Genomic DNA, 14,184 nt, shown 5'->3' with positions numbered 1-14,184 from the left:
GCGGCAGATGAAGAAAGGTGACTCATGGAGCACGCGACCAAGGTTCACGTCCGATTGGCTGTCGAAGGCGGATGGCCACCGGTCGCCTTCGAAGAGGTAAGCGTGAAGGCCTTGGGGGATCACCTCTACGAACTCGCCTCCCCGCCCGCTTTCGCCAACCGGTTGGCGGTCGGTGACGTCGTCCGCGTCGTGCATCACGGATCGCCGGAGCAGGTCTGGGTAGATTCCATCATCGAGTCGAGTGGTCATTCGACGGTACGTGTGGTCTTCTTTCGGGCTGCCGGTCAGGACTCGGAGGATAATCTCAGGCGTGAGCTTGTGCGGCTCGGAGCGAAGATTCATGAGACTACCTTGGACGGGATGATTTCAGTAGATATTCCCGCCGAGGTGGATTATGAGGCTGTGCGCACCGTTTTGCAGGAAGGGGAATCTCGGAACTTCTGGGAGTTCGACGAAGGTGCGATTTCGTCTCTGCACGACCGTGATGCATAGAATAGTGCCTTGCGATTCGATTCATTAGAGTCGTCGAAATGAGATCGCAAGGAACTGCTAGGTCGATGCCATTCGTCGAATAATCGAAGACCCCCTACATGATCCTATTGTGGAGGGGGTCTTTGTCTTTCTGACGCTGAGTTGAAAGGTCAGGGTGACGAGGTGCCGAGGGTGAGTCCGGTTTCGGTGATGAGTCCGGAGAGTGGCGGGCGCTTCTACTGACTGACCGTAAACCGAGATCGCAAGCGGGGTTAAGCTGGGCATCAGCCTCAAGCATAACTGGGACTACGAGTGGTCTCTGCGCGCGCAGGGATGGGCCCGACGTGGCGCAGTCGGCCGGGAACCAAGCCGCTGTTCCCCGCCCTAGTACTCCAGCAGCGTTTCGCTATCTGGCCTGGTCAGAGGCATCGTCGGGAGTGTAGTGGGCTGATGCCGTGTCAGGGGCGGTCTTGCCGGAGCGCCCCTCCAACGAGTGGCATCGAGAACTGTCCGAGCTGTGATGAGGGCAGCCTCCCCGAGTGATCGACGACCTTGCCGACGCGACCTGGGACCGTGAACTCGACGACCTCTTCTTGCGTATCGGCCACCGCTTCGGCCGCGCCGACCTGCGACGCCGCATGCGCGACTACGTCCGCGCCCTGCTGGGCCCGGTCGGCCGCAAAAACGGCTGGCAACTGGCCGAACATGCAGGCCACCGCACCCCGACGGCCTGCAACGGCTGCTGAACGGAGCCACCTGGAACGCCGACGACGTCCGCGATGACCTGCAGACATGCGTTGCCGACAAGCTCGGCGAAGCCGACGGGATCCGCATCCTCGACGACACCGGCTTCGTCAAGAAAGGCACCACCTCCGCGGGCGTGCAGCGCCAGTACTCCGGCACCGCCGGCCGCACCGAGAACTGCCAGATCGGCGTCTTCGCCGCCTACGCCACCACCCGCGGACGCGCCCTGGTGGACCGCGAGCTGTATCTGCCCAAGTCCTGGACGGACGACCGCGAACGCTGCCGCGCCGCCAAGATCCCCGACGAGAGGACCTTCGCCACCAAACCAGAACTGGCCAGGGCCATGGTGCTGCGCGTACTCGCCTCGCCGCTGCCGATCGCGTGGGTGACCGCGGATGCCGCCTACGGCCAGGAATGGCGCTTTCGCCGGATGCTGGAAGAAACTGCCGTCGGCTACGTGCTCGCCGTCCCGAAGTCTCAGCAGGTGCCGCGCTTTGGCCGCATCGACCACCTCTTCACGCAGGCGCCGGACGAGGCGTGGGAGAAGCGCTCGTGCCGCGACGGTGCCAAAGGCCCGCGTGTCTATCACTGGGCGGCCCTCCAGCTTCCCGTGATCGAGGAGTTCGACGGCGAGCGGCCCACCCATCACCGCTGGGCGCTGGCCCGGCGCAGTATCAGCAGACCCGATGAGATCGCCTACTACCTCGGATACGCGCCGGTGGGCACAGGCGTCGACCGGCTCGTGCGCGTCGCCGGGCGCCGGTGGGTGATCGAGGAGTGCTTCCAGGCCGCGAAGAACGAGTGCGGCCTGGATCAGTACGAGGTTCGCCGTTACGTCGGCTGGATGCGGCACATCACCCTGGCCATGCTTGCGCACGCCTTTCTCGCGGTCACGGCGGCGCAGGCGGCGGCAAAGGCGGCTGCAGAAACGGTTCCACCTTGGTTCCGCTCACCGTGGCGGAAGTCCGCCGGCTGCTGGCAACTGGCCTCGCGCACCGAGCCTGCCCGCCGCTTCGCATCCACGCAATGAGCTGGTCGCGGTGGCGGAGAAGGCGTCAGGCCGTCGCCAGACACTGCCACTACCGGCGACGATGCCACTCGTTGGAGGGGCGCTCCGGCAAGACCGCCCCTGACATGGCATCAGCCCACTACACTCCCGACGATGCCTCTGACCAGGCCAGTTAGCGAAACGCTGCTGGAGTACTAGTGCCGGCGACGGACAACACTGATCGAGCCCTCGTGATGTGGTGCGGTCGCACGGTGCACTGGAAGGCGGGGTGGTTGCCCTGTGCCGTACCCCCTGGAGTTGCGCGGCTCAAACAGCGGCACTTCTGGCAGCGGTCATATTTGATCAGTGAGCCTGTTCCAACTTGCCTGAGTGGCTTGCGCGTTGGGCTGACGGCGCGAAGAAGCCCTGCTAGACGGGTTTTCGACCATGAGAACCGGATCCACCAGAGGCTTCGCGTGCTTGTCTACCGCTCCGGCATCGACCTGTCCAGCTCCACGGTGCGCTTCCTGGCCGGCCAACTTCGCTCTCGGCATCGACAGCAGGGCACGCGGTGGCGGCGCCTGCCGCCGGGCCGCCAGGCCCTGCTGGTCCTGGCCCACCTGCGCAAGGGCGACACCTACGCCCAGCTTGCTGCCGGGTTCGGCATCGGCACCGCCACGGCCTACCGCTACATAGGCGAGGCGATCGATGTCCTGGCCGTCCTCGCCCCGACCCTCCAGCAAGCCATGGACGAGGCCCGGCGCAAGGCGTTCCTGATCCTGGACGGCACGCTCCTGCCGATCGACCGGATCGCGGAGGACCGCCCGTACTACTCCGGAGAACACAAGCGTCACGGAATGAACGTGCAGGTTATCGCCGATCCGCACGGCAAACTCCTGTGGGCCTCGCCTGCGTTGCCCGGTGCCACGCACGACCTGACCGCCGCCCGCACCACCGGCATCATCGAGGCGCTGAGCAGCACCGGGCTGAAGACCTGGGCCGATCGCGCGTACCAGGCGGCGGGGCGGCACATCCGGGTGCCGATCCGCGGCCGGAAACTCAAACGATGGCAGCGCCGCTACAACACCACCCACGCCAAGATCCGCTGCGTCGGCGAACAGGCCGTCGCCACGCTGAAGGGATGGCGAATCCTCCGCAAGATTCGTTGCAGCACCAACCGGATCACCAACCTCGTCCGAGCCGTCCTCACACTTCATCTGGCCAGCTCAACGCCAAGATGAAATGTGCTCAGTGGCACCCGTGGACGGATCGCTAGAGTCGTGGCTGAGCTTCGCGTGCTCGCGCGGGCCTGAGCGGTGAGTGTGTGGGGGCGGTGTGGCGAACGCCTAACGGCCCCCTGTTCGAGCGGGATCGAGGCGGATGCGGCGGGGTGGAAACAGGCTTAAATGTCCGCCCGTCGGCGTTTTCGCAGGTGAGACGCGTCACTGGTTCGGGTTCGAGTCCCACCCGCCCCACCACACGTTCGTGGCGCAGAAACGATGCGACCAGGCTGAACGTAACCTGATGGCCCGTCATGCAAACCGTGACGGGTCATCTGTCACTCAGGAGGCGGCCTCCGCCACGGCGTGTCGTTCACCGGGCCGCTTTTCGGCCGGCTCACCAGCCGGTCAGCAGCAGATGGTTCAGCAGCAGTGCGAGCGCGGCCTGGGCGGTGAGCCAGGCGCGTGGGCCCGGCAGGAAGGCGCAGGCCGCCGGGAGCCAGGCCGCGAACGGCAGCCAGATGCGTTCCGTCTCCGCCTTGCTCATCCCCGACAGGTCGGCGAGCAACAGCGCGGCCAGCGCCGCGGCGGACAGCAGCGCCAGACGGCGCGCGGACCCCGCGGGCGCGCCCGGCGCACGTCGCAGACCCGCGACGGTGGCCGGGCCCACGATCAGGACCGTGCAGGCGAGATTGGCCCACACCCAGTAGCCGTACGGGCGGATGCCGCCCGCGCCCTCGTAGTACCGCTCCACCAGCAGGCGGTACGCCTCCCACCAGTTGAAGCCCATGAGGGTGAACACGGCGGGGACCACGACGAGGCCGGCCAGGGCGTACGGCAGGGGCCGCAGGCGGTGGCGGGTACCGAGGAGGACGATCACGGCCGCGATGAGCGCGAACAGCGTGAGGCCGTACGAGAGATAGAGGGTCAGGCCGAACAGGAGGCCCGAGGCGAAGCCGGTGAGGCAGGGGCGGCGGCCCGTCACCGCGAGCGCGAGGAAGGCCAGGGACCAGGCGGCGACCGCCGTGAAGTAGCCGTCCGCGGACGTGCCCATCCACACCGCCGCCGGGGCGAGCACGAGGAACGGGGCCGCCCTGCGGGCCAGGTCCTCGGCGGCCAGGGCCCGGACCGTGATCAGCACCGCCACGCACGCCGAGGCACCGGCCGTGATCACCCAGGCGCCCGCCCACGCCCCGCCGCCCAGACCGATCCGGTCCAGCAGGACGAAGGTGAGCGTGGCCGCCGGAGGATGGCCCGCCACATGCGGGGGCCAGTGGTCGGGGGAGTGGAGAAGGATGTGTCCCGTGAAGTCGCGCAGGGTCGCCGGGATGTCCTGGAAGCGGTCGATGACCTGCAGGTACTCGTACTTGGTGGTGAGCCGGTTCGCGATGCCGCGGTGCCAGCCGTCGATCAGGGCCAGGGACCAGACCCAGGCCATCGCCGTGGCCCAGGCCGTGACGAGCAGGGCCCGCCAGGAAAGGCGGGCCGCGAGGGACGGGCCGTACGCGACGACGGCGGCCGCCACGGCGAGCGCCGCCGGGGTGCCGGGGCCCAGGTGCGGGGACCAGCGCGCGTACAGGGGCGGCCGGCCCACGTGCAGGGTGCCGTACGTGTGCTCGATCCAGGTGCCGAGCAGTGCGGCCGTCGTGACGAGGAGGGCGGCGGCCGCGACGGCGAACAGGTCGTGGCGGACGGCACGGGGGAGATTGCGGATCACACCGAAACGCTAGGTCGCGCCGCCGGTGCGAAGGGGGGTACGCGGGTGGATGTCAGCGTTTCGTCATGTGTTCCGGAGGCTCGGGCGGGGGTCGCGCGGCCTACGGTCGGCGCATGTCACCGAAGTTCGACCCGGATGCCCTGCCGACCTCGCCGGCGTTCTGGCGCAGTCCGCTGCGCGGGCCGTGGTTCACGTCGGCGCTCGGTGTGGTCCTGCTGTTCGGGATCACCGTGCTGTTCGTGACGGGGCTCCTGTCCTACGCCGCGTACAACCCCGGGCTCTCGCCGGTCAACGACAAGACACCGGACAAGGGGCTGCTCGGCTTCTACCTGTTCGCGTGGCCGACCCGGCCGTCCTGGCTGTACCGGCTCACCCAGGGCGTGCACGTGACGCTCGGCATCACGCTGGTCCCCGTACTGCTCGCCAAGCTGTGGTCGGTGGTGCCCAAGCTGTTCGCGCTGCCGCCCGCCCGCTCGATCGCCCACGCGCTGGAGCGGATCTCGCTGCTCCTGCTGGTCGGCGGGGTGCTCTTCGAGTTCGTGACCGGGGTGCTCAACGTGCAGCTGGAGTACGTCTTCCCCGGGTCCTTCTACCCCCTGCACTTCTACGGGGCCTGGGTGTTCTTCGGCGCGTTCGCCGTGCACGTGGTGCTGCGGGGACCGGCCGCCGTGCGGAATCTGCGGGACATGAGGAGTGGGCGGCAGCCGGAGAGCGGGGACCTCGTCGCCGTCCGGCCCGCGGCGCCGACCATGTCGCGGCGGGGCGCCTTCGCGGTCGTCGGGGGCGCGTCGGCGCTGCTGTTCGGGACCACGGTGGGGCGCGGCTTCGACGGGCCGCTGCGGCGCACCGCCCTGCTCGCGCCGCACGGGTGGGCCGAGCCGGGCAGCGGACCCGGCGGCTTCCAGGTCAACAAGACCGCCGCGGCACGGGGGATCGCCGCCGACGAGGTGGGGGAGGACGCGTGGCGGCTGGTCGTGACCGGGCCCGGGGGGAGGCGTGCGCGGTTGAGCCGGGACGAGCTGCTTCAACTCCCGCTGCACAGTGCCGCGTTGCCCATCGCCTGCGTCGAAGGGTGGTCCACGGGCGACCAGTTGTGGCGGGGCGTGCGGCTGCGGGACCTCGCGGAGCTCGTCGGGTACGCGGCGGACGAGGCGCCCGACGCGCTGGTGGAGTCGCTGCAGCGGCGCGGGGCGTTCCGGCGGGCCGCGCTGCGGGCCAACCAGATCCGCGATCCGCGCTCGCTCCTCGCGCTCGAGGTGAACGGTGCGGCCCTGACCGCCGACCACGGGTACCCGGCGCGGATCATCGTGCCCGCCGCGCCCGGGGTGCTCAACACGAAGTGGGTGGCCAGGATCGAGTTCGGTGACCTCGGGAAGGTGGCGGGATGAAGCGGGCGGTGCGTGGGATGAAGGCGGGCAGTCCGCTTCAACTGCTCTTGCTCGCCTGCTCGTTCGCGCTCGCCGGGTACGCGGGGGTGCGGCTGCTCGCCGGTGACTGGTTCGCCGTCGCGCTGTGGTTCGTGGGGGCGGCCCTCGTGCACGATCTCGTGCTCGTGCCGCTGTACGGGGCGGTGGACCGCGGTGTCGTACGGGCCCTCGGCGCCGTCGGTACGGGCGGGCGGCGGGAGTGGGCCGGGTACGTGCGCGTACCGGCCATGCTGTCGGGGCTGTTGCTGCTGGTGTGGTTCCCGATGGTCAGCGGCTGGTCCGCGGCCCCCTACGCGTCGGCGACCACGCTGTCGGGGGACGGGTTCCTCGGGCGCTGGCTGCTGAGCACCGCCGTGCTCTTCGGCGGCTCGGCCCTGCTGTTGCTGGTGCGGCTGCGCAGGGCCACGAAGCAGCGGCCGTCCGCCGACCACTGAGCCACCGGCCGCCAGCGCTGCGGGCGGGCCGCCCGCAGCAGGGCGGGCGTGCCGATCCTGGCCCACGGGAACGGATCGGTCTCCGCCGCGTCCCCGCCCACGATCCGTACGCGCACCCGCTCGTCGACGTCGAACGGGGCCGTCTCGGCGATCAGCATCCCGCCGGGTGCGAGGAGCTGGGCCGCCCGGGTGAGCAGGGCGCGCGGGTCGCCGCCGATGCCCACGTTGCCGTCGGCCAGCAGGACCGTGCCCCAGCGGCCCTCGCCGGGCAGCGGCGCGAAGACGGACCGCAGCAGGGCCTGACCGCCGCGGTGCGCGGTGTGCGCGACGGCGGCCTCGCTGACGTCGATGCCGAGGGCGGGGGTGCCGCGGGCGGCCAGCTCCGCGACCAGCCGGCCCGGGCCGCAGCCGACGTCGAGGACCGCGCCCTCGCACAGGTCGAGCAGCGCGCGGTCCACGGAGTCGGCGCGGGTGCACCAGCGCTCCACGTCGAGGGGGAGCAGCCAGCCGTCGTCACGGCGCAGGTGGAGCGGGCCGCGGCCGGTACGGAGCGCGTCCGCGTAGGGGTCCGCCGACCAGGGGCGCGGGGGCGTGTCGAGTTCGTGTGCCGTGGTCATCGCGGGGTGACCGCCCCGAGCCGGTGCAGCCGCGCGGCGAAGCGGGTGTCCGGGGCCGCGGCGGCGACGGCCCGGGCGTCGGCGGCCGTGTCCACGTCGCGCAGGGGCGGCAGGTCGCGGACGCGCAGGCCCGCGGCGACGAGCCGGGCGCGCTGGGCGGCGCCGGTGGTGGGGGTGGACATCGGGACGCCGCGCAGCAGGGCGGGGTCCGGATGCGCGAGGCCCAGGGCCCAGAAGCCGCCGTCGTCGGCGGCGCCGATACACGCGTCGTACGTCTCCCCTTCGAGGTCCACGGTGAGCAGTTCCGGGGTGACCTGGGGGGTGTCCATGCCGATCAGCAGGGTCGGGCCCGTACAGGCGGCGAACGCGGCGGCGAGCCGTTCGTCTAGGGGGCCCGCGCACTGCGGTACGACGTCGAAACCGGGCGGCAGCCACGGGCCCGGGGTGCCGTCGAGGGCGAGGACGCGGCGGTCGGCCGGGGTGGCGGCCACCGTGTGCAGGGTGTCGGTGAGGGCGGCTTCGGCGAGGGCGGCCGCCTCCTCGGGGGTGAAGGGAGGTGTGAGGCGGGTCTTGACGCGGCCTGGGCGCGGTTCCTTGGCGATGACGAGCAGGGTGGTCATGGGCGGCGTGGGCCTTTCGCGGGGCGGGCGGGGCGGGGCTGGTGGGGTGGAGCGGGGTCGGGGCCGGGGCCGGTCGAGCGCTCGCCCCGCGTCGAGGTGCCGGGCGGCCGGCCGGGGTGTTACGTGGGCGGGGGCTCGGCGAGGACTCGGCTCATGTCGCGTACCGCCTGCCAGGTGCCGCGCCAGGTGCCGGTCACCTTCGAGGTGCCGGTGCGCGGGCGGTACGGGACGTCGTGCTCCGTCACGCGCCAGCCCGCGTCGGCGGCGCGCACCACCATCTGCAGCGGGTAGCCGCTGCGCCGGTCGGTCAGCGCGAGGGCGAGCAGCGCCTCGCGGCGGGCGGCGCGCAGCGGGCCCAGGTCGTGCAGGCGCAGACCGGTGCGGCGGCGCAGCATCCGGGACAGGGCGAGGTTGCCGACGCGGGCGTGCGCGGGCCAGGCGTCCCGGGACTGGGGTCGGCGCCGGCCGAGCACCAGGTCGGCCTCCCCGGCCCGCACCTCGCGGACGAACGGCACGAGCAGGGCCGGGTCCAGGGAGGCGTCGCAGTCGCAGAAGCAGACGTACGGGGCCGTCGCCGCGGTCAGTCCCGCGTGGCAGGCGGCGCCGAAGCCGCGCCGCGCCTCGTGCACGACGGTGGCCCCCAGATCGCGGGCGATGTCGGCCGAACCGTCGGTCGAGCCGTTGTCCACGACGATCGCCCGCCAGCCCGGCGGGATGCGGGACAGGACCCAGGGCAGCGCCCCGGCCTCGTTCAGGCACGGGAGGACGACGTCGACGCCCTCGGGGGACGGGGGAGAGGAAGGGGTTCGCACGGGTCTCACCCTACGAACACCAATCGGGCATAACGGACTTCAGCTCCTTACGAAACGCGGACGTCCGGGGCGGTGGGGCAGGCGCCGGGCGACGGGGCGTCCGGGGCGGTGCGACGCTGGAGGCATGGAGCAGCAGCAGTCGCAGGAGCGGGGGGCGGGCCGGGTTCTCGTCGTCGACGACGACCCCACCGTCGCCGAGGTCGTCACCGGGTATCTGGAGCGCGCCGGGTATCTGGTGGACCGGGCAGGGGACGGGCCGACCGCGCTCGCCGGCGCCGCCGCGCACCGGCCCGACCTGGTCGTCCTCGATCTGATGCTGCCCGGCATGGACGGCCTGGAGGTGTGCCGCAGGCTGCGGGCGCGCGGGCCGGTGCCGGTCGTCATGCTCACCGCGCGCGGCGACGAGGACGACCGGATCCTGGGCCTGGAGGTCGGCGCCGACGACTACGTCACCAAGCCGTTCAGCCCGCGCGAGCTGGTGCTGCGGGTCGAGTCGGTGCTGCGCCGCGCCCGGCCGAACGCCCATGTGCGGCCGCTGGCGGCGGCCGGGCTCACCGTCGATCCGGCGGCCCGCCGCGCCACCAGGGACGGTGCCGAACTCGCCCTCACCCTGCGCGAGTTCGACCTCCTCGCCTTCTTCCTGCGCAACCCGGGCACGGCGTACAGCCGCGAGGACCTGATGCGGGAGGTGTGGGGCTGGGACTTCGGCGACCTGTCGACCGTCACGGTCCATGTGCGCCGTCTGCGCAACAAGGTCGAGAGCGACCCCGCCCGCCCGCGCCTCGTACAGACGGTGTGGGGCGTCGGCTACCGCTTCGACCCGGCGGGCGACACCGACGACACCGACGACGCGGACAAGACCGACCACGCGGGTGCAGCCGGATCTACCGGCCAGGAAGGGGAGTGATCGTGCGCGACACCCTGCTCATCGCCCTCTTCGCCTTCCTCGGCGCCGCCGCGGCCGGACTGCTCGGCGCGGGCGCGCTGTGGCTGCTGCGACGGCGGTCGCTGACCGCGTCGGTCGCGGTGGTCGCCGCCGTCGCCGTCGGCGCGATGTTCGCGGGCACGCTCGCCGTGGCGCAGGCGATGTTCCTGTCCCCGCACGACCTGAGCGTCGTCACGACGGTCGTCGCCATGGCGGCGGTCGTGTCGCTGGTCACCGCGCTCGTGCTCGGCCGTTGGGTCGTCGCCCGCAGCCGTGAACTGGCGCTGGCAGCCCGCTCGTTCGGTGACGGCGGCGGCTTCACGGCGCCCACCGGACCGGCCACCGCCGAACTCGCCGCCGTCAGCCGCGAACTGGCCGCCACCAGCGACAAGCTCGCCGCCTCACGGGAACGCGAGCGGATGCTGGAGGCGTCGCGGCGCGAGCTCGTCGCCTGGATCTCGCACGATCTGCGCACCCCGCTGGCCGGACTGCGCGCCATGTCGGAGGCGCTGGAGGACGGCGTCGCCGCCGAGCCCGACCGCTACCTGCGGCAGATCCGCACCGAGGTCGAACGCCTCAACGACATGGTCGGCGACCTCTTCGAACTCTCCCGGATCCACGCCGGCGCCCTCACCCTCGCCCCCACCCGGATATCGCTGTACGACCTGGTGGGCGACGCCCTGGCGGGGGCCGACCCGCTGGCCAGGGAGCACGGGGTGCGGCTCGTGGGCGACGGCGTCGAACCGGTGCCGGTGGACGTCGACGGCAAGGAGATGACCAGAGTCCTGGGGAACCTGCTGGTCAACGCGATCCGGCGGACCCCGGCCGACGGCACGGTCGCCATCGCCGCCGAGCGGAGCGCCGACAGCGTCGTGCTCTCCGTGTCGGACGGCTGCGGCGGCATCCCCGAGGCCGATCTGCCGCGGGTCTTCGACACCGGCTGGCGCGGCACGCACGCCCGCACCCCGCCGGCCGGCGCGGGCCTCGGCCTCGCCATCGTCCGCGGGATCGTGGAGGCCCACCAGGGGCGGGCCTCCGTGCGCAACATCCCCGGCGGCTGCCGCTTCGAGGTGACCCTGCCCACGGCCGCGGCCTCAGGCTGAGGCGCCCGCGAACTCCCGCATGCCCTCGGTGAACCCGACCTCCGGCTTCCAGCCGAGCTCCGCGCGCAGCCGCGCCGAGTCCGCCGTGATGTGCCGGACGTCGCCGAGCCGGTACTCGCCGGTCACGACCGGCGCGGGCCCACCGCACGCCGCGGCCAGCGCGTGGGCCATCTCGCCGACGGTGTGCGGGGTGCCGCTGCCGGTGTTGTACGCGGTCAGCGCACCCGGCGGCGTCGCCGTGCCCAGCGACTCCAGCGCGGTGGCGTTGGCCTCGGCCACATCCCGTACGTGCACGAAGTCCCGCCGCTGGAGCCCGTCCTCGTAGACCCGCGGCGCCTCACCGCGCGCCAGCGACGAGCGGAAGAACGAGGCGACACCGGCGTAGGGGGTGTCGCGCGGCATCCGCGGCCCGTACACGTTGTGGTACCGCAGCGACACCGCCGTGCCGCCCGTCGCGCGCGCCCACGCCGCGGCCAGATGCTCCTGGGCGAGCTTGGTCGTCGCGTACACGTTGCGCGGGTCGACGGGCGCGTCCTCCGTCACCAGACCAGGCGCCAACTCCCGCCCGCACTGAGGACATTCGGGCTCGAACCGGCCCGCGTCGAGCGCGGCGACCGCCCGCGGGCCCGGCCGCACCACCCCGTGCCGCGCGCACGCGTACCGCCCCTCCCCGTAGACCACCATCGACCCGGCCAGCACCAGGTGCCGCACGTCCGCCGCGGCCATGGCGGTGAGCAGGACGGCGGTGCCCAGGTCGTTGCGGGAGACGTAGGCGGCCGCGTCGGCGAAACCGGTGCCGAGGCCGACCATCGCCGCCTGGTGGCACACCGCGTCCACGCCGTCCAGGGCGCGGGCGACGGCCTCCTCGTCCCGGACGTCCGCCGCGGGATCCTCCCGTACGTCGAACACCACGGGCTCGTGCCCGCGCGCCGCCAGCGCCTCGACCACATGGGACCCGATGAACCCGGCACCGCCGGTGACCAGTACACGCATACGGCCACGCTAGGCCGCCCGGCCCGCGCGCCCCAGTGGCGCGCCCGTCACGTCACCGGTCCGTAAGACACCACCCGTACCGTGCGCGCCGGACGGCGCGCGGTGTCCGTGCGCCGAGTGCCTGCGCTTTCCGGACAGCCCTGCGCTTTGGGGAGTGACCGGCGCCGGTCCGGCCGCGTACGCTCTTCGACGACCGCAACCGACTCATCCCTGGGTCGAGAGTCGAGATCTCCCGACGAGCGGTGATCGAGCGGTGTGCGTCAGGGGATGAGCGGAGTCGGCGCCGGTCATCCCCGAAGCATCACGGGCTCACTCCCCCAAGGCCCGGACCTCACCCCCACCCCCAGCGCTGCTCAGGTGCCGCTTCAGTGCTGTCGCAGTGGTGACTGCCACGTCATCGTCGTGCCCGACCTTGCCTGTGTGTCCGTCCCGTCGCCGCCCGCCCCGTCGTCCTCGACGGTCAGCCGGACACCGGGGCGGCCGTCCGGCAGGGTGGCGAGCGCGTCGACCACGACATCGATACGGGAGATCGCGCCGCGCCGCGACGCGGTGGCCAGCGCGCGGCGCAGCGCCGCCAGCAGATGCCCCTCGACCGCGTCGCCGAGCACCCCCTCGACCGGGCCCGTGAAGTGCACCGACGGGGCGAAACCCAGGATCGCGGCGGCGCCCGCCGTCTCGCGGAGCACCTTGCCCCGGAAGGTCGTCGGCGCCTCGGCGGGCGGCTGCTGGAGCGCGAAGATCGTCGTACGGACCTCCTGGATCGTCGACTCCAGTTCGTCGACGGCGCGCGCCAGCGTCTCGCGCTCGTCGCCGACCTCGGAGCGGCGCTGCGTGGACTCCAGCATCATGCCGGTCGCGAAGAGCCGCTGGACCACCAGGTCGTGCAGGTCACGGGCGATCCGGTCGCGGTCCTCGAAGACGGCGAGACGTTCCCGGCCGGCCTGCGCGTCGGCCAGGACCAGGGCGAGCGCCGCCTGCGAGGCGAACTGGGTCGCCAGCAGGTGGTCGACGGAGGTGTAGGGGCGGGCCCCGCGCTCGCGCGGCAGGGCGAGCGTGCCGATGAGCTGCCCCGCGGCCTGCAGCGGTAGCATCATGCTCGGCCCGAAGCGGCCCCGCACCTCGGTCGTCATCCGGGGGTCGGTCGCCGAGTCCTCGATGAACACCGGCTCACCGGTGAGGAGTTGGGCCAGTACCTCGCTGCCCGGCCGGATCGTCGCGCCGAGCAGGCCGTCCACGTCGTCCGTGGTGGAGGCCGCCACGATCGTCATGCCACCGTCCTCGGTGGGCTGCAGGACGACCCCGGCCGCCGCGTCGGCGAGCAGCCGGGCCCGCTCGGCGACCGCGGTCAGGGCGTCGTCCGCACGGCCGGTGAGCAGCGCCGTGGTGACCGCGGCGGCCCCCTCGATCCACCGCTCGCGCTGCTGGGCGGTCTCGTACAGGCGCGCGTTGCCGATGGCGATGCCGGCCTGGGTGGCGAGGACCCGGAGCAGATCGTGGTCGTCGTCGGTGAAGCCGGCCCCGGTCAGCCGCAGCCTGCCGAAGTCCGTCTCCTGGACGAGGACGGGGACGGTGAGGGAGGCCGCCGCGTCTGCCTCGTCCGTCGCCGGGCCCGTGGTGACCGTTTCGAGCAGGCTGCCGTGGCCGGGGTCGACGACGTCGAGCACCCCGTGCGCGGCACCGGTCAGCGTGACGGCGCTGTCCACCAAGTGCTGGAGCGTGGCGCGCAGTTCGAGCTCGGTGCCCACGTTCAGCACCGCCTCGAGAAGAACCGAAAGGCCGGAACCCGGCCGTACCGCTGGTCGCATGACCGCCTCAGTGACCGGGGGCGCGCGGCGTGCGGCCCCGCGCCTTGTTGATGAGACTCACCGCGGACACGATCATCCACGCTCCTTCGAGCAGCAGGAAACCCCACTGCTTCTCATGGAGCGCGTCGCCCGCGGTGAGCGCCGAGCCGGCCAGGTTCAGCCACAGGTACGACCAGGCGGCCGGGTCCATCCGGCCCGCCTGCGCGAGGAGGAAGGCGAGCAGGATCAGGACGGACCCGGTCATCTGGACGGTGAGGGACACGCGGGACCTCGGCGAAGGCTCGGAGGAGTGCTCGACGGAGTGCTCG

The 14,184-nt window shown here is 72.2% G+C and carries 12 protein-coding genes and 1 pseudogene; 6 read left to right on the top strand and 7 right to left on the bottom strand.

Annotated elements, in window-relative coordinates; genetic code table 11:
• Window positions 1–24 precede the first annotated feature (24 nt).
• The 3 genes and pseudogenes from B072_RS0115955 (at window position 25) to B072_RS0115945 (ending at window position 3,444) form a co-directional block, all read left to right on the top strand.
• Complete coding sequence (locus tag B072_RS0115955) at window positions 25–492, top strand: DUF4265 domain-containing protein (protein WP_018530964.1); 468 nt, start codon at window positions 25–27, stop codon at window positions 490–492.
• A 617-nt stretch (window positions 493–1,109) separates the two neighbouring features.
• A pseudogene (locus B072_RS43295) lies at window positions 1,110–2,245 on the top strand (IS701 family transposase).
• 434 nt (window positions 2,246–2,679) lie between these two features.
• Window positions 2,680–3,444 (top strand): IS5/IS1182 family transposase, encoded by a 765-nt coding sequence (locus tag B072_RS0115945; RefSeq protein WP_018530961.1) that lies wholly within the window; start codon window positions 2,680–2,682, stop codon window positions 3,442–3,444.
• 376 nt (window positions 3,445–3,820) lie between these two features.
• On the opposite strand, the gene B072_RS0115940 is transcribed toward B072_RS0115945, so the two are convergent.
• Window positions 3,821–5,140, bottom strand: a complete 1,320-nt coding sequence (locus tag B072_RS0115940) for a hypothetical protein (RefSeq protein ID WP_018530960.1) — start codon at window positions 5,138–5,140, stop codon at window positions 3,821–3,823.
• 113 nt (window positions 5,141–5,253) lie between these two features.
• Here B072_RS0115940 and B072_RS0115935 point away from each other — a divergent pair, with 113 nt between their 5' ends.
• The gene (locus B072_RS0115935; RefSeq protein ID WP_018530959.1) at window positions 5,254–6,528 is read left to right on the top strand and encodes a molybdopterin-dependent oxidoreductase; all 1,275 of its coding nucleotides are present in this window, start codon (window positions 5,254–5,256) and stop codon (window positions 6,526–6,528) included.
• Window positions 6,529–6,856: 328 nt separating this feature from the next.
• On the opposite strand, the gene B072_RS0115930 is transcribed toward B072_RS0115935, so the two are convergent.
• The 3 genes from B072_RS0115930 to B072_RS0115920 form a co-directional block, all read right to left on the bottom strand.
• Complete coding sequence (locus tag B072_RS0115930) at window positions 6,857–7,618, bottom strand: class I SAM-dependent methyltransferase (RefSeq protein ID WP_018530958.1); 762 nt, start codon at window positions 7,616–7,618, stop codon at window positions 6,857–6,859.
• Window positions 7,615–8,238 carry a TIGR04282 family arsenosugar biosynthesis glycosyltransferase gene (locus B072_RS0115925; protein ID WP_018530957.1) on the bottom strand — a complete coding sequence of 208 codons (624 nt, stop codon included), beginning with the start codon at window positions 8,236–8,238 and terminating at the stop codon, window positions 7,615–7,617. Before B072_RS0115925 ends, B072_RS0115930 begins: the two co-directional genes overlap by 4 nt.
• Before the next feature lie 119 nt (window positions 8,239–8,357).
• On the bottom strand, window positions 8,358–9,059 hold the full coding sequence (locus B072_RS0115920; RefSeq protein ID WP_420707541.1) for a glycosyltransferase family 2 protein: 702 nt from the start codon (window positions 9,057–9,059) through the stop codon (window positions 8,358–8,360).
• Between the two features lie 115 nt (window positions 9,060–9,174).
• On the opposite strand from B072_RS0115920, the gene B072_RS0115915 reads away from it, so the two are divergent.
• Both B072_RS0115915 and B072_RS0115910 read left to right on the top strand, forming a co-directional pair.
• Window positions 9,175–9,957 carry a response regulator transcription factor gene (locus B072_RS0115915; RefSeq protein ID WP_018530955.1) on the top strand — a complete coding sequence of 261 codons (783 nt, stop codon included), beginning with the start codon at window positions 9,175–9,177 and terminating at the stop codon, window positions 9,955–9,957.
• Window positions 9,958–9,959: 2 nt separating this feature from the next.
• A complete protein-coding gene (locus tag B072_RS0115910; RefSeq protein ID WP_043244081.1) occupies window positions 9,960–11,078 on the top strand; it encodes a sensor histidine kinase in 1,119 nt (372 codons plus the stop codon).
• Here the strand turns inward: B072_RS0115910 and B072_RS0115905 are convergent.
• The 3 genes from B072_RS0115905 to B072_RS0115895 form a co-directional block, all read right to left on the bottom strand.
• Window positions 11,070–12,071, bottom strand: a complete 1,002-nt coding sequence (locus tag B072_RS0115905; RefSeq protein WP_018530953.1) for an NAD-dependent epimerase/dehydratase family protein — start codon at window positions 12,069–12,071, stop codon at window positions 11,070–11,072. The two genes, B072_RS0115910 and B072_RS0115905, sit on opposite strands and share 9 nt — an antisense overlap.
• A gap of 365 nt (window positions 12,072–12,436) precedes the next feature.
• Window positions 12,437–13,876 carry a GAF domain-containing protein gene (locus B072_RS0115900; RefSeq protein ID WP_026245885.1) on the bottom strand — a complete coding sequence of 480 codons (1,440 nt, stop codon included), beginning with the start codon at window positions 13,874–13,876 and terminating at the stop codon, window positions 12,437–12,439.
• Between the two features lie 7 nt (window positions 13,877–13,883).
• On the bottom strand, window positions 13,884–14,138 hold the full coding sequence (locus tag B072_RS0115895) for a CBU_0592 family membrane protein (protein ID WP_018530951.1): 255 nt from the start codon (window positions 14,136–14,138) through the stop codon (window positions 13,884–13,886).
• Window positions 14,139–14,184: the final 46 nt, after the last annotated feature.

Origin of the sequence: Streptomyces sp. HmicA12 (assembly GCF_000373565.1) — a bacterium.
In the GTDB taxonomy this organism is placed as follows: Bacteria; Actinomycetota; Actinomycetes; order Streptomycetales; family Streptomycetaceae; genus Streptomyces.
The sequence above is the reverse complement of the archived record's forward strand: the minus strand, read 5'-3'. Positions and strand labels throughout refer to the sequence as shown.

What these genes read in the sequence shown, in the direction of transcription:
- B072_RS0115955 (WP_018530964.1), top strand. Translation starts at nt 25, where the DNA reads ATGGAGCACGCGACCAAGGTTCACGTCCGATTGGCTGTCGAAGGCGGA.
- B072_RS0115935 (WP_018530959.1), top strand. Translation starts at nt 5,254, where the DNA reads ATGTCACCGAAGTTCGACCCGGATGCCCTGCCGACCTCGCCGGCGTTC.
- B072_RS0115930 (WP_018530958.1), bottom strand. Translation starts at nt 7,618, where the DNA reads ATGACCACGGCACACGAACTCGACACGCCCCCGCGCCCCTGGTCGGCG.
- B072_RS0115925 (WP_018530957.1), bottom strand. Translation starts at nt 8,238, where the DNA reads ATGACCACCCTGCTCGTCATCGCCAAGGAACCGCGCCCAGGCCGCGTC.
- B072_RS0115915 (WP_018530955.1), top strand. Translation starts at nt 9,175, where the DNA reads ATGGAGCAGCAGCAGTCGCAGGAGCGGGGGGCGGGCCGGGTTCTCGTC.
- B072_RS0115905 (WP_018530953.1), bottom strand. Translation starts at nt 12,071, where the DNA reads ATGCGTGTACTGGTCACCGGCGGTGCCGGGTTCATCGGGTCCCATGTG.
- B072_RS0115900 (WP_026245885.1), bottom strand. Translation starts at nt 13,876, where the DNA reads ATGCGACCAGCGGTACGGCCGGGTTCCGGCCTTTCGGTTCTTCTCGAG.